The organism is Acinetobacter sp. LT1 (assembly GCF_059800965.1).
Window position 1 is genome coordinate 58,883 of record NZ_JBBAXE010000006.1, and the last position, 17,924, is coordinate 76,806.

18 protein-coding genes are annotated in these 17,924 nt (G+C 38.8%); 9 read left to right on the forward strand and 9 right to left on the reverse strand.

Features of this window, described 5'->3' with window-relative positions; translation table 11 throughout:
* The first annotated feature begins 197 nt into the window (after positions 1-197).
* The 5 genes from WBW42_RS07480 to WBW42_RS07500 all read left to right on the forward strand — a co-directional run bounded on the left by WBW42_RS07480 (position 198) and on the right by WBW42_RS07500 (position 6,626).
* Complete coding sequence (locus tag WBW42_RS07480) at positions 198-782, forward strand: 5-formyltetrahydrofolate cyclo-ligase (RefSeq protein WP_005070553.1); 585 nt, start codon at positions 198-200, stop codon at positions 780-782.
* Between the two features lie 463 nt (positions 783-1,245).
* Positions 1,246-3,675 (forward strand): endopeptidase La, encoded by a 2,430-nt coding sequence (lon, locus tag WBW42_RS07485; RefSeq protein WP_284105998.1) that lies wholly within the window; start codon positions 1,246-1,248, stop codon positions 3,673-3,675.
* A 304-nt stretch (positions 3,676-3,979) separates the two neighbouring features.
* Positions 3,980-4,459: a 23S rRNA (pseudouridine(1915)-N(3))-methyltransferase RlmH gene (gene rlmH, locus WBW42_RS07490; RefSeq protein ID WP_002054393.1), complete on the forward strand. Its 480-nt coding sequence runs from the start codon at positions 3,980-3,982 to the stop codon at positions 4,457-4,459.
* 112 nt (positions 4,460-4,571) lie between these two features.
* Complete coding sequence (locus WBW42_RS07495) at positions 4,572-5,348, forward strand: DODA-type extradiol aromatic ring-opening family dioxygenase (RefSeq protein ID WP_005075524.1); 777 nt, start codon at positions 4,572-4,574, stop codon at positions 5,346-5,348.
* A gap of 168 nt (positions 5,349-5,516) precedes the next feature.
* Positions 5,517-6,626, forward strand: coding sequence for an META and DUF4377 domain-containing protein (locus tag WBW42_RS07500; RefSeq protein ID WP_032056824.1), 1,110 nt, complete (start codon positions 5,517-5,519; stop codon positions 6,624-6,626).
* A 53-nt stretch (positions 6,627-6,679) separates the two neighbouring features.
* On the opposite strand, the gene gdhA is transcribed toward WBW42_RS07500, so the two are convergent.
* Positions 6,680-8,083, reverse strand: coding sequence for an NADP-specific glutamate dehydrogenase (gene gdhA / locus WBW42_RS07505; protein WP_080776925.1), 1,404 nt, complete (start codon positions 8,081-8,083; stop codon positions 6,680-6,682).
* A 272-nt stretch (positions 8,084-8,355) separates the two neighbouring features.
* Here gdhA and WBW42_RS07510 point away from each other — a divergent pair, with 272 nt between their 5' ends.
* Both WBW42_RS07510 and nth read left to right on the forward strand, forming a co-directional pair.
* Positions 8,356-9,147 (forward strand): RnfABCDGE type electron transport complex subunit B, encoded by a 792-nt coding sequence (locus tag WBW42_RS07510; protein WP_032004136.1) that lies wholly within the window; start codon positions 8,356-8,358, stop codon positions 9,145-9,147.
* Entirely contained in the window at positions 9,148-9,837 is a 690-nt protein-coding gene (gene nth, locus WBW42_RS07515; protein WP_002117539.1) for an endonuclease III, read from the forward strand.
* A gap of 37 nt (positions 9,838-9,874) precedes the next feature.
* On the opposite strand, the gene WBW42_RS07520 is transcribed toward nth, so the two are convergent.
* The 4 genes from WBW42_RS07520 to WBW42_RS07535 form a co-directional block, all read right to left on the reverse strand.
* Entirely contained in the window at positions 9,875-10,012 is a 138-nt protein-coding gene (locus WBW42_RS07520) for a hypothetical protein (RefSeq protein ID WP_002117672.1), read from the reverse strand.
* 71 nt (positions 10,013-10,083) lie between these two features.
* Positions 10,084-10,737 carry an adenylate kinase gene (gene adk, locus WBW42_RS07525; protein WP_002117671.1) on the reverse strand — a complete coding sequence of 218 codons (654 nt, stop codon included), beginning with the start codon at positions 10,735-10,737 and terminating at the stop codon, positions 10,084-10,086.
* Between the two features lie 86 nt (positions 10,738-10,823).
* Positions 10,824-12,137 carry a DUF445 domain-containing protein gene (locus tag WBW42_RS07530; protein WP_032056826.1) on the reverse strand — a complete coding sequence of 438 codons (1,314 nt, stop codon included), beginning with the start codon at positions 12,135-12,137 and terminating at the stop codon, positions 10,824-10,826.
* A 61-nt stretch (positions 12,138-12,198) separates the two neighbouring features.
* Positions 12,199-12,717: a hypothetical protein gene (locus tag WBW42_RS07535; RefSeq protein ID WP_032056827.1), complete on the reverse strand. Its 519-nt coding sequence runs from the start codon at positions 12,715-12,717 to the stop codon at positions 12,199-12,201.
* 235 nt (positions 12,718-12,952) lie between these two features.
* Between WBW42_RS07535 and mrdA the strand changes: the two genes are divergently transcribed.
* On the forward strand, positions 12,953-14,971 hold the full coding sequence (gene mrdA, locus WBW42_RS07540) for a penicillin-binding protein 2 (protein ID WP_002117576.1): 2,019 nt from the start codon (positions 12,953-12,955) through the stop codon (positions 14,969-14,971).
* Entirely contained in the window at positions 14,971-15,522 is a 552-nt protein-coding gene (rsmD, locus tag WBW42_RS07545) for a 16S rRNA (guanine(966)-N(2))-methyltransferase RsmD (protein WP_032056828.1), read from the forward strand. The genes mrdA and rsmD overlap by 1 nt, the downstream gene beginning before the upstream one ends.
* A gap of 42 nt (positions 15,523-15,564) precedes the next feature.
* Here the strand turns inward: rsmD and WBW42_RS07550 are convergent, their stop codons facing one another.
* From WBW42_RS07550 to ureE, 4 genes are read right to left on the reverse strand one after another with little or no spacing between them, the layout of a single operon-like run.
* A complete protein-coding gene (locus tag WBW42_RS07550; RefSeq protein WP_032056829.1) occupies positions 15,565-16,134 on the reverse strand; it encodes a HupE/UreJ family protein in 570 nt (189 codons plus the stop codon).
* A 9-nt stretch (positions 16,135-16,143) separates the two neighbouring features.
* Positions 16,144-16,758, reverse strand: a complete 615-nt coding sequence (gene ureG / locus WBW42_RS07555; protein WP_002117800.1) for an urease accessory protein UreG — start codon at positions 16,756-16,758, stop codon at positions 16,144-16,146.
* Positions 16,759-16,781: 23 nt separating this feature from the next.
* Positions 16,782-17,447 (reverse strand): urease accessory protein UreF, encoded by a 666-nt coding sequence (locus WBW42_RS07560; protein WP_032056830.1) that lies wholly within the window; start codon positions 17,445-17,447, stop codon positions 16,782-16,784.
* The gene (ureE, locus tag WBW42_RS07565) at positions 17,434-17,916 is read right to left on the reverse strand and encodes an urease accessory protein UreE (protein WP_002117757.1); all 483 of its coding nucleotides are present in this window, start codon (positions 17,914-17,916) and stop codon (positions 17,434-17,436) included. Before ureE ends, WBW42_RS07560 begins: the two co-directional genes overlap by 14 nt.
* Positions 17,917-17,924: the final 8 nt, after the last annotated feature.

Below are 17,924 nucleotides of genomic sequence, written 5' to 3' on the forward strand. Positions count from 1 at the left end.
TTTAAATATTCTTATCTGATTAAATGTAAATAAATACTGGTAATACGTAAAGAAATAGAATTTTTTATCACTAAAGAAAATACCTTGTATCAAGTAAATTTAAAGTTATTTCTTAATTAGTTCTCTATTTCCATAAATCTTAAGAAAAATAGGTATAATTTTGCTCGACTGATCTCAAATCTTTGTTAGATTTACGCATGAATGAACTTAGTTTTATTAGAAAAAATTTAAGATCTAAAAGACGCTCTTTGTCCCCATTGGAGCAAAAAAAAGCTCAGCTTAATGTTCTCCATCATTTAAACAGTCTTGCTATTTTTCATTCATCAAAAAAAATTGGTTTATATTTACATGCCTTCGGAGAAGTTCATACAGATCTGATCATAAAGTTATGTTTTCAAAAAAATAAACAAGTTTATTTACCTATGATTTGTTCTATGAACCAACGTTTAGTCTGGGTAAGAATATCTAAAAACCAATATGTAAATCGACGTTTTTCTCATCATCCATTGGGAATGAAAGAACCGATGGCAACTAGAGCAAAACATGTTTCATCACTTGATTTATTGATCATGCCACTTCTGGCATGCGACCAATATGGTACGCGTATTGGCATGGGAGGGGGCTATTATGATCGTACCTTGGCAAGTGCAAAACACAAACCTTATCGTTTAGGGTTAGCTCATCAATTTCAATTTATCGAACATACTTTAAAACGTCAGAGTTGGGATCAGCCATTAGATGCTTTACTCACACCTCAACGTGTTTATTATTTTAAAAGATAATATTTATATAAAAACTACTAAAATTTAGTCATATAAAACCAGTTTTTTACTTTTATGTCTTTCAAAATCATAAAAGTAACCACCCTAAGGATGGTTACTTTTACGTGACAGACCGTTTCACCAATTTATATTAGCACCTCTATTAGACACCAAACATTGAATAAGTTGTGAATTATTGTTAATTATACAATGCCGACAAATGACATAAGGAAATGGTTATTTTCCATCCAAACGTCTTTTTTACTATATGAATATTTCATAATTATTAAGCTAAATTACCTATCCTTTCTACAAAATTTTATTCTTCTTAAGAATTAATCCATTGATTCATAATATTTTAATAAAAAAGTTGACTAAATTAGTCATTTTTTCCACATTTTCTATAGAGAGGCCCTTGTATTTTTTGAAATACACATCACTATAAAAAACATGGCAACCTCGTTGTCACTCATTAGGAGTGCCCATGTCTGAACTTATTATGAATGAAAAAACTGACTTAGAGCCTCAGGTTCCAAGTGTATTACCACTTTTAGCGTTACGTGATGTAGTGGTCTATCCACACATGCAAATTGCGTTATTCGTGGGTCGTGAAAAATCGATCAATGCAGTTGATGTGGCTCGTAACAGTGACAATTTAGTATTTGTAGTTGCGCAAAAAGATTCGCTTACAGAAGAAATTGATCACGATAACCTTTATCAGTACGGAACTGTCGCTAAGATTGTTCAAGTCGTAAATCATGAGAATGATGAAAACTGCATTAAAGTACTTATTGAAGGTTTACATCGCTCTAAACTTGAAAAGATTATCGATGAAGATAGCCATTTGACTGCTGAACACAGCTTAAGTCCAATGACAATTAACGTAGATAAAGCTACTCAAGAAACTCGTTTGCAAGAGTTACGTACTTTATTTGCTCAATATGCTGAAGCAAAATTACGTAATGCACGCGAACTCGTTGCTGCAGCTAATAAAATTGAAGACTTGCTACAACTCATGTTCTTCGTAGCAACACGTGTGCCTCTAAATATTGAAATTAAACAGAAGTTTTTAGAGCACGATGAGTTCGAAGCACATTTGCAAGAGCTTATGAGCTACTTGGTAAATCAATCTGCTGAACAGCAAATTGAACAAACTTTGCATGACAGCGTAAAACGCCAAATGGAAAAAAATCAACGTGAATACTTTCTAAATGAAAAAATGAAAGTCATTCAACGTGAACTTTCTGACATGAATGGCGGTGCTGAAGATGACGTTGCTGAAATAGAGAAACGTCTTGCTGAAGCTGATTTACCTGAACACGTACGTAAAAAAGCTGAAGCTGAGTTCCGTAAGCTTAAAGCAATGCAACCTGCGTCTAGTGAAGCAGCTGTTGTACGTAACTATCTAGAAGTAATTTTAGATACACCGTGGAATAAAGCGAGCAAAGTGAGTATTAACCTTGCGAAAGCACAGGAAATTCTCGATACAGATCATTACGGCTTAGATGACGTAAAAGACCGTATTGTTGAATACTTAGCTGTTCAGTCACGTGTTAAAAAGCTCAAAGGTCCGATTCTATGTTTAGTAGGCCCTCCTGGTGTAGGTAAAACTTCACTTGGTGAGTCTGTCGCGAAAGCAACTGGCCGTGACTTTGTTCGTATGGCACTTGGTGGTGTACGAGACGAAGCTGAAATTCGTGGTCACCGTCGTACTTATATTGGTGCGATGCCAGGTAAAATCGTGCAATCTTTAACAAAAGTTGGCGTGAAGAACCCATTGTTCTTACTCGACGAAATTGACAAGATGGCACAAGACTACCGTGGTGATCCTGCTTCTGCATTGCTTGAAGTATTAGATCCATCACAAAACAGTAAGTTCAACGATCACTATTTAGATCTTGATCTTGACCTATCTGAAGTGATGTTCATCTGTACTGCAAACAGTATGAATATTCCAGAAGCCTTGCTTGACCGTATGGAAGTTATTCGTCTACCGGGTTATACCGAAGATGAGAAAGTTAACATTGCTGAACGTTACCTTGTTCCAAAAGCAATTAAGAACAATGGTCTACGTCCAAAAGAGTTAACAATTCATGAAGAAGCGATTCGTGACATTGTTCAACGTTATACACGTGAAGCCGGTGTACGTAGTTTAGAACGTGAAGTGTCTAAAATTGCGCGTAAAGTGGTAAAAGAAGCAGTAAGTAAAAAGTCTAAAAACTTACAACTTGATGTGACTTCTGCCAATCTTCCAGAATACTTAGGTCCACATAAGTTTGACTTTGGTATCGCAGAAGATGAAGCACAAGTAGGACGCGTAAATGGTCTAGCTTGGACATCTGTAGGTGGTGAGTTACTTACCATTGAAGTTGCAGCTGTTAAAGGTAAAGGTAAATTCATTACGACTGGTTCACTCGGTGACGTAATGAAAGAATCTATTACTACAGCAATGACTTTAGTGCGTACACGTGCCGATGAATTAGGTATTGAAGCTTCTCGTTTTGAAGAAACTGATGTACACGTTCACTTACCTGAAGGTGCAACACCAAAAGATGGTCCATCTGCTGGTTTAGCATTAACAACTGCGCTTGTATCAGCATTTACAGGTATTGCAATTCGTCCAGATATTGCAATGACTGGTGAAACAAGCTTAGGTGGTCGTGCAATGCGTATTGGTGGCTTAAAAGAAAAACTTCTTGCGGCACACCGCGGTGGAATAAAACTTGTATTTATTCCTCAAGACAACGTACGAGACTTAGCAGAAATTCCTGCTAATGTTAAAGAAGGTTTGGAAATCAAAGCTGTGAAAAGTATTGATGACATCTTACCTTTAGCATTAGTTTCGATGCCAAAGCCTTTACCTAAAACACCGATTGTAAAACCAGTGGAAGGCTCAAAAGCAGCACGCCACTAATTAAAAAATAAAAAAGAGAGAGCTTCGGCTCTCTTTTTTTTGTTACACAATTTGATTGAAAAATATCCAACCATCCTCATAATAGGTAATAAGAGTATTTAAATAAATGAGTACTCTTAACTATCTAATTCTTAGATAGCCTTGTTTTTATTCTCTATGATCATCTGAACTCCAGACAGATGATCATTTGATCGCAGTCCAACACTGTTTTTTGGACTGCGTTTTTTATGCCAGCTTTTTAGATCGTCAGATGCTTTCATTCCTCAGGTATAATGCGCCAGCTGTTTTTTAATGAATAGATAACATGAAAATTCGTATTCTGACGATTGGTCAAAAAATGCCTGCTTGGGTTCTTACTGGTTTTGAAGATTATTTCAAACGCATCCAACCTTTTGTTCAAACCCAAGTTATTGAACTGCCTATGGCCAAACGTGGTAAGAATGATTCAGAAGCGGATATTTTAAAGTATTGCCAAATTGAAGGCGAAAGTATTTTAAATGCTTTAAAACCGAATGAAACCTTAATTGCTCTTGAAGTTGGTGGTCGGGAACTAAGTACAGAAAAATTAGCTGACACAATGAAACAGTGGATGCTTGAAGGTAATGATGTAGCTCTCGCGATTGGCGGTCCAGATGGTTTGTCAGATCAGGTACGTAAAGCTGCCGCTTGGCATTGGTCACTTTCAAAACTTACGATGCCCCATCCTTTAGTACGTGTTTTATTAATCGAGCAGCTTTACCGAGCGATGAGCATTAATCATAATCATCCTTATCACCGTGCATAAAAAGAACAAACGTTTCATTTTAAGAACAATCCGTTGAAATCAGGATACTTTTAACATGTCCTGATTTTGGCATAATGACTATTATTCTGCTTTTCAACTCAGGTGTAATGAAATGGAACTACAAACCCTTCCTGGACTGTTTATTTCCCATGGCTCGCCCATGCTTGCACTTGATCCAGAACAAGTGGGACCTGCTCTACACCGTTTAGGCACAAATCTTCCTATACCTAAGGCAATCATTGTGATGTCTGCGCACTGGGAAAGTAAAGCACTTGAAGTGAGCATTTCGACTCGTCCTGAAACGTGGCATGATTTCCGTGGATTTCCTAAAGAATTATATGAAATTCGCTACAGTGCGCCTGGCGAACCAGCATTAGCAGAAGAAATCTTAAAATTATTGGCCGATGCTCACTTTGTTGCACATGCCAATAGTACCCGTCCTCGTGATCATGGCGTATGGATGCCTTTATTGCATATGTACCCAGATGCAGACATTCCTGTAGTCGAAATTTCTTTGCCATCAAATTTAAGTGCACAAGAAATTTATCGTATAGGACAAACGCTTGCCCCTTTACGTGATAAACAAATCTTACTCATTGGTTCGGGAAGTATTACTCATAATCTTGCAGAGTTATCTTGGCAAGGAGACAACTCTAAAGTTCCTGAATGGGCTTCAACTTTTAGAAATACTGTCGTTAATAAGCTTTCCCATCAAGATTATGATGGAGTTTTAGACTGGCAATCACTGCCGTTTGTGAAACGTAACCACCCTACGCTTGAACATTTTGCACCTTTGTTTTTTGCTATGGGTACAGGCAATCGCTTTACGATTGTTCATAGTAGCTTCACAATGGGCTCATTAGGAATGGATATCTATCGTTTTGATTAATTATTAGCAAATACCCCATTTTGCGGGGTATACCATTATTTTTGTTGAAAATTAGAATAATTTACAAACTTATACATTTTAAAAACCGAAACAATCAAATGTTTACATTTTCTTTTTTTAAGAATGTTTTAAGCTTATTACTGTTGTTTTTTTACTTGAAGTTTTTAAATGAAAATTAAATATTTAATTCTTGCGTTATTACCTTTTTCTTTGATGGCGTGTCAAACAGTTACTAATACTCCTGCTCCAATTGTATCTGAGCAACAACAAAACCTTGCAACCACTTTAGGTGAATATGCATGGACTTACCAAAATGTAAAAGCTTCTAAGCCACTTATTCTTAACTTTAATGCAGATGGTAAATTAGCAATCAATACAGGTTGTAATGGCCAAGGCGGTACTTGGAAAGTTGAAGGTAACCAACTTGTTACTTCTAATCTTGTTTCAACTATGATGGCTTGCCAAGATGATTTAATGAAACAAGAACAATTGTCGAATAGCATCTTTAACGAAGCAAAATTACCAATCGAAATTAGCAACACTAATGGTCAAGTGATTTTAACGGTGACAGATAAAACTGGTCAAAAACACATTTTCCAAGGTCAAAAAGCCGTGAATACTCAAGCTTTAACAGACTACTCTTGGTCATATCAGCCTGAAAATACTAAAAAGCCAATCGTTCTTAACTTTACAAATGACCGTTTATCTATCGCAACAGGTTGTAACCGCCAAGGAACAACTTGGAAAGTTGAAAATAATACGATTATAACAGCTGACGTAATGTCGACGATGATGGCGTGTGAACCTGCTTTAATGAAACAGGAACAGTTCTCTAGTAGCCTCTTCCAAAAACGTGCAATTCCATTTGAACTCAATACTACAAATGTTGATCAACCAACATTGACAGTGTCTGATGCTCAAGGCCAGAAATATACTTTCACAGGTAAAATGACACCTGAAGCAAAATATCAATCTGAAGGAAAAACTGTTTTCCTAGAAGTAGCTCCAGAAACTAAATCTTGTACTGGTGTTGCGCCACAAACTTGTATGCAAGTTCGTGAAATTAAATATGATGACAAAGGTGTTAAAACTTACGCTGACAAAAACTGGTCATTATATTACGGTCAAATCGAAGGGTTTGAACATAAACCAGACCAACGCGTAATTTTGCGTGTAAAACGTTTTGAAGTGAAAAACCCAGCTGCAGACCAATCTAGTCAAGCAGATGTATTGGATATGGTTGTAGAACAAGAGTTAGTTAAAAAACCTAAAAAATAAGTTTTTAGACTAAAAAAATCCGATGCTTATGCATCGGATTTTTTATTTCTATCTTAGAAAATACCTTGAGCAAGCATTGCATCAGCAACTTTTACAAAACCTGCAATATTGGCACCGTCTACGTAGTTCACACTACCGTCTTCTTTAGTACCGTATCTAACACAATTGGCATGAATGTCTTTCATAATTGCATGTAAGCGTTCATCGACTTCAGCATGTGTCCAGCCTAAACGAATTGCATTTTGAGACATTTCTAAACCAGAGGTTGCCACCCCACCCGCATTAGATGCTTTACCTGGGGCATATAAAATTTTAGCTTCAATAAAATGTTCAACTGCTTCAAGTGTAGATGGCATATTAGCGCCTTCAGCTACACAAATGACACCGTTAGAAATAAGTGTTTTAGCGTCCTCACCTGTTAATTCATTTTGTGTAGCACATGGCAAAGCAATATCAACAGGAATATGCCAAGGTGTTTTTCCTTCAAAGTATTCAAAACCATGTTTAGAAGCAAACTCGGAAATACGACCACGTTTAACGTTTTTCAGTTCCATTACTTCAGCAAGCAAATCATCTGTAAAACCATTTTTTAAATAAACTGTACCGTTTGAGTCCGACAAGGTAACAACTTTTGCTCCTAAGAACATCGCCTTTTCTGCCGCATACTGTGCGACGTTACCAGAGCCTGAAACAGAAACAGTTTTACCAGCAAAAGATTGTCCACGGGCTTTTAGCATTTCTTCTGCAAAATAAACCGCACCATAACCAGTTGCTTCAGGACGCATTAAGCTACCACCAAATGAAACTCCCTTACCGGTAAAGACACAAGCGGTGTCGTTACTCAGCTTTTTCATCATGCCTGCCATATAACCAACTTCACGCGCACCCACGCCAATATCACCCGCAGGAATATCCGTATTAGGTCCTAAATGGCGATAAAGCTCAATCATGAGTGCCTGACAGAAGCGCATAATTTCAGCATCAGATTTACCTTTAGGATCAAAATCTGAACCACCTTTCCCACCACCCATTGGCAAAGTCGTCAGTGAGTTTTTAAAAGTTTGCTCAAAACCTAAAAATTTTAAAATTGATAGATTGACCGACGGATGGAAACGCATTCCACCTTTGAATGGACCAATTGCTGAATTGTATTGAACACGGAAAGCACGGTTAACTTGAGTCTGACCTTGATCATCCATCCATGAAACACGGAATTGAATCACACGCTCAGGTTCAACTAAACGTTCTAGCAATCCCTGCTCTGCATATTCCAGATTTTTTTCAATAAATGGCCACAAACTCGTCATAACTTCTTCGACAGCTTGTAAGAACTCAGGTTGATGCGGATCACGCGCTTGCACGTAATTCAGGAATTCATTCAGGTTGTTGTATTTCAATGCACGGTCCTCAGCATAGTAATGAATTAAATTGGTGCAATACATTTTTAAATGCATCATTTAGCAGCAAAATATTAAATCCCTTTCCATCAATTTTAACAATACTTATTTTAAATTATTTTATTTATCTTAATTATCAAAAACTTATTTTTAGAAAAACTACTTAAAAATAAGAAATAGTCATTTATCTTTTCATTTTTATTGATCTATTATTGTGCAATATTAGCTACATTTTAGGTCAATCAAAAAGCCAATAAATTCGTTAAAATCCATTGACCTTACTTAGGTTTTTCTTCATTATCGCATCGTTTTAACCAAGCTATTTGCCCACTATGAATTCATCTATTTCTCTCATACGCGAGATTGATGCGTTATTACCACAGACTCAGTGTGGTTTATGTGGACATCGTGATGGATGTCTACCCTACGCAAAGTCGATTGCTGAAGGTGAAGAAGCAAATAAATGCGTTCCAGGTGGTCAGCCTGTAGCCGATGCACTCGCAAATCTATTAAATCGTCCTGTGTTAACCGCTGAAACTAGCGTATGGCCTGTACAGGCCGATGGTCGTCCCCAGCGAATGAAAGCGATTATTCGGGAAGATGAATGTATTGGTTGCACCAAATGTATTAGTGCTTGCCCTGTAGATGCTATTATTGGAAGTGGTAAGCTCATGCATACCATCTTGACTGACTTATGTACAGGTTGTGAGTTATGTATTCCACCTTGTCCGGTAGATTGCATTGATTTGGTCGAAGACACGCAAGCATTACCAAATGAGCAACAGCGTATCGCTGAACAAAATGATTTAAGACAACGTTATTACGCTCACATTCAGCGAGAAGAAAAGCGTCGTACTTACCGTAAAGGGCCTGTAGTACGCGCTGAAATTGATACCCAACTGTTTGCCCAGTTCTCTCAGGTACTTGATGAAGTACCTTCAATCGAGCTCATCGAGAAACCCAAAGAAGTTGTGTCAACTGATGCAAAAACTACAATTGAGTTAGCGAAAATTCGTACGCAAATTAAGAAACTGGAAAAACAACTCAGTGTACGTGAAGATGCTAAAAAACGTCTTCAACTTGAAGAACTTCAACAGCAACTCATGCAATTACAGGAGGTCTGAATGGCCGTCAAGAATATGACGAAAAAGCAGATTCAAATTTTCTTTGAACGCCTTCGCGAACAACGACCTTCACCTCAAACCGAGTTAAAATATTCATCTCCATTTGAGCTACTTATTGCAGTTATGTTGTCAGCTCAAGCGACCGACGTAAGTGTTAATAAAGCAACTGATAAACTCTACCCTGTGGCGAATACAGCTGAAAAAATCTATAACTTAGGTGTAGATGGGTTAAAGGAATATATCAAGACAATTGGTCTCTATAACGCAAAAGCCGAAAATGTCATTAAGACCTGTAAGATTTTAATGGAACAATTTAACGGCGAAGTTCCAAGCAACAGAAAAGATTTAGAAGCTTTACCGGGTGTCGGGCGTAAAACAGCCAATGTTGTTTTAAATACGGCTTTCGGACAACCCACCATGGCTGTCGATACTCATATTTTCCGAGTGGGAAATCGAACTGGTTTAGCAGTAGGTAAAAATGTTCTTGAGGTTGAGCACCGCTTAATTAAGGTCATTCCTAAAGAATTTATTTTAGATTCACATCACTGGCTCATATTACACGGTCGTTATTGTTGTATCGCCCGTAAACCGAAATGTGCAGAATGTGTTGTTGCAGATGTCTGTAACTGGCCTGATCGCTTTGAATTTGGCGCACAAAAGCAAATTGCCATTAAAAATATTGAAGCTTAAAAATATGGTTGGGTATAGGGATCATACCCAATCAAACTTACTTTAGACGCTTTTTTTCATTACGCTCTTCTTTTGCTTGTTTTTGAACCTGTCTTAGCATTTTGTAGCTTTGAAAAGCCAAAAATATTACTAGTGCCAGACTCAGCAATACCACCAAAATCAATATGATTTTCATATTGTTCTCCTGCACTTAATGAAAGAAAAGAGCCCTCACAAAGAGGGCTCATTATTACAAACAATATTAAATTATTTGTCTAAGATGTTGAACAAATCTTTTTGTACATCTTCAATTGTACGCAAGCCATCAAGCTTGTCATAAGTTGGAGCATTTTCACCAGAAGCAGCACGGCCTTGGTAGAAACCAACCAGTTGCTCTGTTTCAGTGTGATAAGACGCTAAACGCTTACGGATTGTTTCTTCTTGGTCATCTGGACGTTGAACAAGATCTTCACCAGTTTCATCATCTTTACCTTCCACTTTAGGTGGATTGTATACAGTGTGATAAACACGACCAGAAGCTGGATGCTGACGACGACCAGAAAGACGTTTTACGATTTCTTCATCAGGAACATCAATTTCAATTACGTGATCGATGCTAATCCCTTCTTTTTCCAGAGCTTCAGCTTGTGGAATAGTACGTGGGAAACCATCGAAAATGCAGCCATTTGCACAGTCAGGTTGAGCAATACGTTCTTTTACTAAACCGATAATAAGTTCATCTGAAACCAAACCACCAGATTCCATTACACTTTTAGCTTTTAGACCTAATTCAGTACCTTCACGAATCGCAGCACGGAGCATATCACCGGTTGAAATTTGTGGGACATTGTAGCGCTTACAGATCAACTGAGCCTGAGTCCCTTTGCCTGCTCCAGGTGGTCCGAGTAAAATAATGCGCATAAAAAACATCCTCATTTAAAACAATGAATATGAAGTCCGGCAGAAAAAGTCTCGTTAATCTTCAATAGATCCTGCCTGACATCGAATTATAAGAAAGCCACAAACAAATGTATTGTACCAGCAATAAATCCGGTTACCCCACCTAGTACAATAAGAATCCACTCATCCTCCTGAAATGCAGGACGTAATAAATTCTGAAATTCTTTTGGTGTTAGTTCACGAATACGCTCTTTAAACATTTGAAAAATCTTCTGTGCCCGGCTTGCGTTCAGTGCTGGGTCACATACGGGTCCCATCGTAATTTCAATTGAACGATCAATCAAGTCCGTCTTTAATCTTGCGTACTCTCTTGGCCCTAAAGAAAGCTGTAAAGAGGTGCGAACTAACGGGGTTTCCATGATTTCGTTAATATGACGCTTAACAATGCGGCGCGTTTTATCTTTACGCGGCCCGTACATCATTTCGGTCATAATCGATTTTAACGTGATCAAATCTTCTGTGACTACGCTCGAAAACACATCAGAGACTTCCTCTTGACGCTTCATAAAAGCGCCTTGGACATTATAAGTCCCAATTCGAAGAACTGGTACAATCCATGGAAACTTACGATCTTTTGCTAATCTAAAAATCTGTGGATAACGAATATAATGTGGCTCAATTGGGTTAAACACCATCCAGATTGCGATCCAGTTAGTTAAAAAGCCCCAAATTGCAGCCCAAAATGGTACTGTCCAGTGCCATGGTACTACAAACCAAACCACCATTTGGAAAATACCAAAGAACATCCCAATCAGTGCACTAATATGCCAAATAAAGTTAATTTCTTTTTGACCCACCTTTAAGAACATACGTACCATTAAACGGCGATCACCTTCCATCTGGCTCACGACCATTTCACGCATGTTAACCAGTGACTCTACATTCATGGTCAGCTCAGTCACTAATTCTTTTAGCACACCCGGCAATTGCTTATGTGCTTGAGCATAAATACGGCGTTTAATTGAATAAGGTAGATTTTCCCAAAGCACAGCATTACGATCGATCATGACTTCATCAATAAGATGTTCAAGTTCAAAACCGACTTGTTCACCAATAATACGGGCCATATCTTCAGGATCCATTGCTTCTAAAAATTCACGCAATGAACCCAATTTAGATAAAGTGTTATCGGTAATAATCCCAGAGATACGTCCTGCTTTACGTGGCACAATACCTTGCCAACCTACTGGCAAGGGTCCTAAATGGAATCCCCAAAATTTAATTGGGTAAAATACCATTTTTAAAGCCATCCACACATGTGCCCATGTGACAAAAGCCGTTACAGGAATAATACTCAAAACGGCCCAAAAATCAGGTCTGTGTAAAAAGGTCTGCCACAATCCACTGACGTACTCTAACATGTAAGACTCTCGTATTTATTTGTGCTCTGCTTATGGCGAGTTAACGATAAACTGCTTTGTTTTATAAACCAAAACTTAGAGAATAAGAAAATTGAATTTGTGGTTTCGTATCTGCAGCAACATTTCCGTTCTGGTCGGTTAATTTTTCAGCCGCACCGATACCCACACTAAAAGTGCTAATTCTTTCTGGATTTAACCACACATAGGCTAAATCAACACCCGCACCTAAACGGGATTTAAAATCACCATCGACCTCTTTACTATCAAGATGACCAGCATAGAAACCGATATAGTAACCATTTTTGTCTGTGCCAGTAAGATAATAAGGGTATCGGAAGCCAACTTGACCACCAGCGGTTTTGTCACCATTCAAAAATGCACCGGCTTTGGCATAGGCAATACCATACGGATTTACCCACTCACCGTTAAGATGTAATAATTTTTGAGTAACGCCTGCACCCACATTCCAGGTAGATGCATTATGTCCTGCTAATTTTGCTTCCGGAAGAAACGAGTAGTCTTGAGCATGGGCCCAACTACTTACTGTCAAAACTGCAAGTAAGGGATAAATTTTTCTCATTATTTTCTCCATTTTCCCTAATCGTATGGTGAGAACAACCCTATTCTATTGAATGAGAGACTTTAACAGAATTATTTTGCTTCTTATATACAAGTATCTACAATTTTGTTGTCTGCAAAGTCAAAAAGTATCTTATTAAAATGCAATGAAACTTTGAAAATTGTGCAATATTTTAAGCGCTCTTGCGTTAGAATAAGCAGCTATTTTTCTACCCTATGTCATTAAGTCGATCCTTATGAAACAGCACTTTCCTTTAAAAGATATCCAGCAAGAAAAGCGCATTTATCGAGGTCGTATCTTTTTTGCCGTAGGGATCGTGACCATCTGCTTATTAGTCTTAATTAGCCGATACGCTTACCTGCAAATTTTTCACTACGACGAATTCTCGACTGCATCTGACAAAAACCGAATTCGCTTACAACCACTTCCGCCTGCTCGTGGTTATATCTATGACCGAAACGGTGTATTACTAGCAGATAACTATCCTGTTTTTACAGCAACTTTAAGTAAAACAGATGTAGAAGATGTTGATAGTGTCATTGAGCAATTACAACCTATTTTAGATTTAACACAAGAAGATATTGACCGTTTTAAAAGCCGTATAAAAACTGCCCGTAAAACTGAACGCGTCGCGATTAAACTTAATCTAACTGAAGCTAATATTGCTAAATTTAGTGAAGCCAAATATAAGTTTCCAGGTGTAAGAATCGAGACACAAATGACTCGCTATTATCCACACGGTGAGTTATTTGCTCATGTGATTGGCTATGTCGGGCGTATCAACGATAAAGAATTAAAAAGTATTGATAAAGACTTATATGCTGGGACCAACCTAATTGGAAAAATTGGTGTTGAGAAAAGCTATGAAGACCTACTACATGGGACACCCGGTTACGAATCTGTTGAAGCAGATGCACATAGTAATGTATTGCGTCATTTAGGTCGTAAAGACCCTACTCGCGGTAATGACCTCTATTTATCTTTAGATTACGGTTTACAAGTTGTCGCTTCTCAGCAGCTCGCAGGTCGTCGTGGAGCTATTGTCGCTATTGATCCTCGTACAGGTGAAATTCTAGCTTTAGTGTCTAGCCCAAGTTTTAACCCTAATTTGTTTGTGACTGGAATTAGTCATACTGACTACAGTTCACTACGCGATAATTTAGACCAACCTCTTTACAACCGTGCTGTGCAGGGTGTATATCCACCTGGTTCTACCATTAAACCAATGGAAGCAATGGGTGGTTTACACTACAGTATTGTAGACTGGTCAACAGCAATTTCTGATCCTGGTTATTTCCATCTACCTGGTGATTCACATAAGTTCCGTGACTGGAAGAAATCTGGTCATGGCATCGTGAATATGCATAAAGCGATTGTGCAATCCTGTGATACCTATTTTTATATTCTTGCCCATCAAATGGGTATTGATCAAATGAACCAATGGATGCGCCAATTTGGATTTGGTCAAAAAACAGGTGTCGATTTACCAAGTGAAAGTGAAGGCCTTTATCCAAGTCCTGAATGGAAAATGCGTACGCGTAAAGCGAAATGGATGAAGGGTGAAACTATTTCTGTCAGTATTGGTCAAGGCGCGTTTACAGCCACTCCATTACAGCTTGCGATGGCAACTGCAATTACGGCAAATCATGGTTCTCATGTAACGCCTCATGTTTTACGCGCAACGCATGGTGCAAAACCATTTACAGTACGTAATGCACCTGATGGCAAAATCAAATTCAACGGCACTGATGAAGACTGGATTCAAATGCGTGATGCCATGATTGATGTAATTCAATCAGGTACTGGCCGCGGTATTCGTACTCCCCTCTACCAAATTGCAGGGAAAACAGGTACAGCACAGGTTAAGAGTATTGCACAGGGTAAACGCTATAACGAAGCAGCCTTGAGTGAACGTCAACTTGACCATGGTTTATTCGTTGGATTTGCCCCTGCTGAAAAACCTGAAATTGCGATTGCAGTCATTTGGGAAAATGGTCGTCATGGTGGTTCAGCTGCTCAACTTGCAAGACCTGTCTTTGATTACTGGCTATTAACTCGTAAGAAAAACCCGATTCGTCCAGCAAATCACCAAGTCAATGGCGGGTTAATGACAGCAGGTATTAAACCAGGTGAACTTCCAAGCGGCGGTGAAAGTTCTGGTCCAGCATCGGCTACAGCTACCACCAACAAACCAGCAGCATCAACACCGCAAGCTGCTCCTGCTCGTCCTGCTACCAATGAGGCCGATGAATAATGAAAAATCAATTACGTATAATTGGCGGCGAATGGAAAAGACGAGTACTGCCTTTCGCTAGCATTGATGGCTTACGCCCAACCCCAGATAGAGTACGCGAAACTCTATTTAACTGGCTCATGTGGGATATTCAAAATGCTCAAGTTCTCGACATCTGTACAGGCTCTGGTGCATTAGGTTTTGAGGCTCTGTCACGTGGTGCTGCATCTGTTTATATGATTGAGCCTGACAAAACTCAGGCACGATTTTTAAAAGATAATATTGAACTATTAAAAGCCCAAAACTGTCATCTAATTAATGCAACGGCTCAACAAGCTCTACCCCGCTTAAAAGAACAGTTCGATGTGGTTTTTTTAGATCCACCTTATAGTCTTGATTTATGGCATGAACTCTCGAACTTGGCCGAGCCTCATATTAAAAAAAATGGATACATTTATGTTGAAGCTGACCGAGATTTATCTCAGCTTCAACTTCCCGCAACATGGCAACAAGTTAAAACCACTAAAGCTGGCACAGTCCACGCTGGGCTCTACCAAAAAGTCGGCGAATAAAAAAGGTAGCTTAAAGCTACCTTTTGCTTTGCAAGGTTTTAGTTAGCTTAAGCCAATCACTGCAACAACTGCTGCACAGGCGCCAACAATTTTTTTGCCATATGGCACATATCGGGTAAGCACAGCACCTAACACCAATCCACCCAAATAGATGAGCACCATACCAGCAACCATACCAGTTACTAATGCAACAATATGCCCAGCATGTGCTAACTCAACCCCATGAGCAATACCGTGGAAGCTTGCAAGTAATGCCGCGGCAATAGGTAAAACTTTATTTGATTTTGTCCATAGAGCAATTGCTGTAATAACTAAAGAAGCAACAATGCCGTATTCAGCTATATTAACTGGTACCAAACCTTGAGCACCTATTAAAAAGCCTACAATTAAGGTAGTACTTAAGGCAATGACTCCAGCAATTTTCCACTGTTTAGCTGCTGACCATAACAAGACACCAAAACCTAAAGCCATGACTAAATGATCTAAACCGGTAAACGGATGAATAAAACCTGCCATAAAACCAGAATGTGCATGGTCATGTCCCGGATGAGCCATTGCAAGTGCTGGCAATAATGAAAGGAGCGCTACACTCCATTTTTTTATGAAGTCCATAATCTCTCCTTAAGCTTTAAACAGCCCTTGTTTCTCAATAAATTGGATAATTTCTTCAAGCCCATCTTGTGTTTTCATGTTTGAAAATAAAAATGGCTTTTCACCGCGCATACGTTTCGCATCTTGGTCCATGACATCAAGGTTTGCACCTACCATTGGCGCAAGGTCAGTTTTATTAATAATGAGTAAATCTGATTTGGTTATACCCGGCCCGCCTTTACGAGGGATTTTTTCTCCACCTGCGACATCAATAACATACAAAGTTAAATCAGAGAGCTCTGGGCTAAATGTCGCAGCTAAATTATCACCACCACTTTCGATAATAATGAGTTCTAAGCCTTCGAATTTTTCACACAAATCATCAATTGCAGCCAAGTTAATTGAAGCATCTTCACGAATTGCCGTATGCGGACAACCACCTGTTTCAACACCCACAATACGATCTGGTGACATCGCTTCATTACGGGTTAAAAAGTTTGAATCTTCTTTGGTGTAAATATCATTTGTCACCACAGCCATATTGTATTTATTACGCAAGGCTAAACATAAATTAAGTGTAAGTGCTGTTTTACCCGAACCCACTGGTCCGCCAATTCCAACTCGTAATGGACTACGTTCTGTCATGATTTTTATCCTTTTTCCTAAACTTAAGATCTGAATATCCGTGAATATTGTGTTTCGTGTTTCATGCTTAGCATGGCATAACGAGGTAAAGCGCTGCTCAATTGCTCATCACTAAGCTTCAAAGCTTTCTCTACCGCTTGTGGTACTAAACCATGCAAGTGCCATAAAATTCTTTGCCCAGCCATTTGTCCTAAAGGAACAGTTTTTACTGCGGCTAAAACCTGATTTTCTAAAACAGTAAAGGTGTAAGCCGTAAGTACATCCATGTCGTTGAGTTCGAGTCGACCACATAGCTGTGCATAGACTGGTACGAAACCAAACTGCTTTTTAACCTCAACTGTTTTTTTTAAAACATCTTTAATCCACGCATTTAAAGAAAATGCCAGCTGTTGAGATTCTGCCAAGAGTTCTTTACTTTCTCTGCTGGCCTTATACAAATTTGCCCATACCAGAAACTGTTCTGAGTCATCATGATATTGCATGAGACGCTTTAATACGGGCAACTCAAACCTCACCAACAACATCTCAAGCACTTCTTCAAAGTAAGCAATTGCCGAGGTTTCGTCATGTATTAGGCCAATATCAATCGCCGTTTCTACACCTTGCGAATAACAATACGCCCCAACTGGCAATGCCGTAGAAGACAATGTCAGTAATTGCAGTAATTGCGCGGCACTATGAGTGGACATGATGTAAAGCTTTGATTGGGCTTAAACGATGATCATGACTATGCTGTGCATAAGCGCCACTTTCAGGTTCAAACGGATGATCAGTTTCTGAAACTGTAAGTCCTAAACCTTCTACCATTTCTGCAAGCACATGATCAGGCTCAAAATACAAAGCTGTAGGGGTCAACATTAACGGTACATGTCTATTACCTAAGTGATAGGCAGCTTTAAGTAAATCAAAATCGGTTTGAGCAGTGACTTGCATTAATCGCTCAGGTTTCGCGTCAACACGTAATACATCACCCTCTTGCGTTGCAATATATGAACCACTACGCAAAATACCAGTACGCGGTAAATCAGCACCAATATCGATGCCACTCGCTAAAGCTGCTCGAAAGCGGGATTTTTGGCGGGTATCAAAAGTCAGTTCAACCGTTTCAAATGCCTGATCAGGAGAAATATCTTCAAGTCGTTGGGTATAGATTTTCATTTAGCTTT

Excerpts from the sequence above, each read along its gene's own strand:
- WBW42_RS07480 (WP_005070553.1), top strand. The coding sequence starts at position 198 with ATGAATGAACTTAGTTTTATTAGAAAAAATTTAAGATCTAAAAGACGC.
- lon (WP_284105998.1), top strand. The coding sequence starts at position 1,246 with ATGTCTGAACTTATTATGAATGAAAAAACTGACTTAGAGCCTCAGGTT.
- rlmH (WP_002054393.1), top strand. The coding sequence starts at position 3,980 with ATGAAAATTCGTATTCTGACGATTGGTCAAAAAATGCCTGCTTGGGTT.
- WBW42_RS07495 (WP_005075524.1), top strand. The coding sequence starts at position 4,572 with ATGGAACTACAAACCCTTCCTGGACTGTTTATTTCCCATGGCTCGCCC.
- WBW42_RS07500 (WP_032056824.1), top strand. The coding sequence starts at position 5,517 with ATGAAAATTAAATATTTAATTCTTGCGTTATTACCTTTTTCTTTGATG.
- gdhA (WP_080776925.1), bottom strand. The coding sequence starts at position 8,083 with ATGATGCATTTAAAAATGTATTGCACCAATTTAATTCATTACTATGCT.
- WBW42_RS07510 (WP_032004136.1), top strand. The coding sequence starts at position 8,356 with ATGAATTCATCTATTTCTCTCATACGCGAGATTGATGCGTTATTACCA.
- nth (WP_002117539.1), top strand. The coding sequence starts at position 9,148 with ATGGCCGTCAAGAATATGACGAAAAAGCAGATTCAAATTTTCTTTGAA.
- WBW42_RS07520 (WP_002117672.1), bottom strand. The coding sequence starts at position 10,012 with ATGAAAATCATATTGATTTTGGTGGTATTGCTGAGTCTGGCACTAGTA.
- adk (WP_002117671.1), bottom strand. The coding sequence starts at position 10,737 with ATGCGCATTATTTTACTCGGACCACCTGGAGCAGGCAAAGGGACTCAG.
- WBW42_RS07530 (WP_032056826.1), bottom strand. The coding sequence starts at position 12,137 with ATGTTAGAGTACGTCAGTGGATTGTGGCAGACCTTTTTACACAGACCT.
- WBW42_RS07535 (WP_032056827.1), bottom strand. The coding sequence starts at position 12,717 with ATGAGAAAAATTTATCCCTTACTTGCAGTTTTGACAGTAAGTAGTTGG.
- mrdA (WP_002117576.1), top strand. The coding sequence starts at position 12,953 with ATGAAACAGCACTTTCCTTTAAAAGATATCCAGCAAGAAAAGCGCATT.
- rsmD (WP_032056828.1), top strand. The coding sequence starts at position 14,971 with ATGAAAAATCAATTACGTATAATTGGCGGCGAATGGAAAAGACGAGTA.
- WBW42_RS07550 (WP_032056829.1), bottom strand. The coding sequence starts at position 16,134 with ATGGACTTCATAAAAAAATGGAGTGTAGCGCTCCTTTCATTATTGCCA.
- ureG (WP_002117800.1), bottom strand. The coding sequence starts at position 16,758 with ATGACAGAACGTAGTCCATTACGAGTTGGAATTGGCGGACCAGTGGGT.
- WBW42_RS07560 (WP_032056830.1), bottom strand. The coding sequence starts at position 17,447 with ATGTCCACTCATAGTGCCGCGCAATTACTGCAATTACTGACATTGTCT.
- ureE (WP_002117757.1), bottom strand. The coding sequence starts at position 17,916 with ATGAAAATCTATACCCAACGACTTGAAGATATTTCTCCTGATCAGGCA.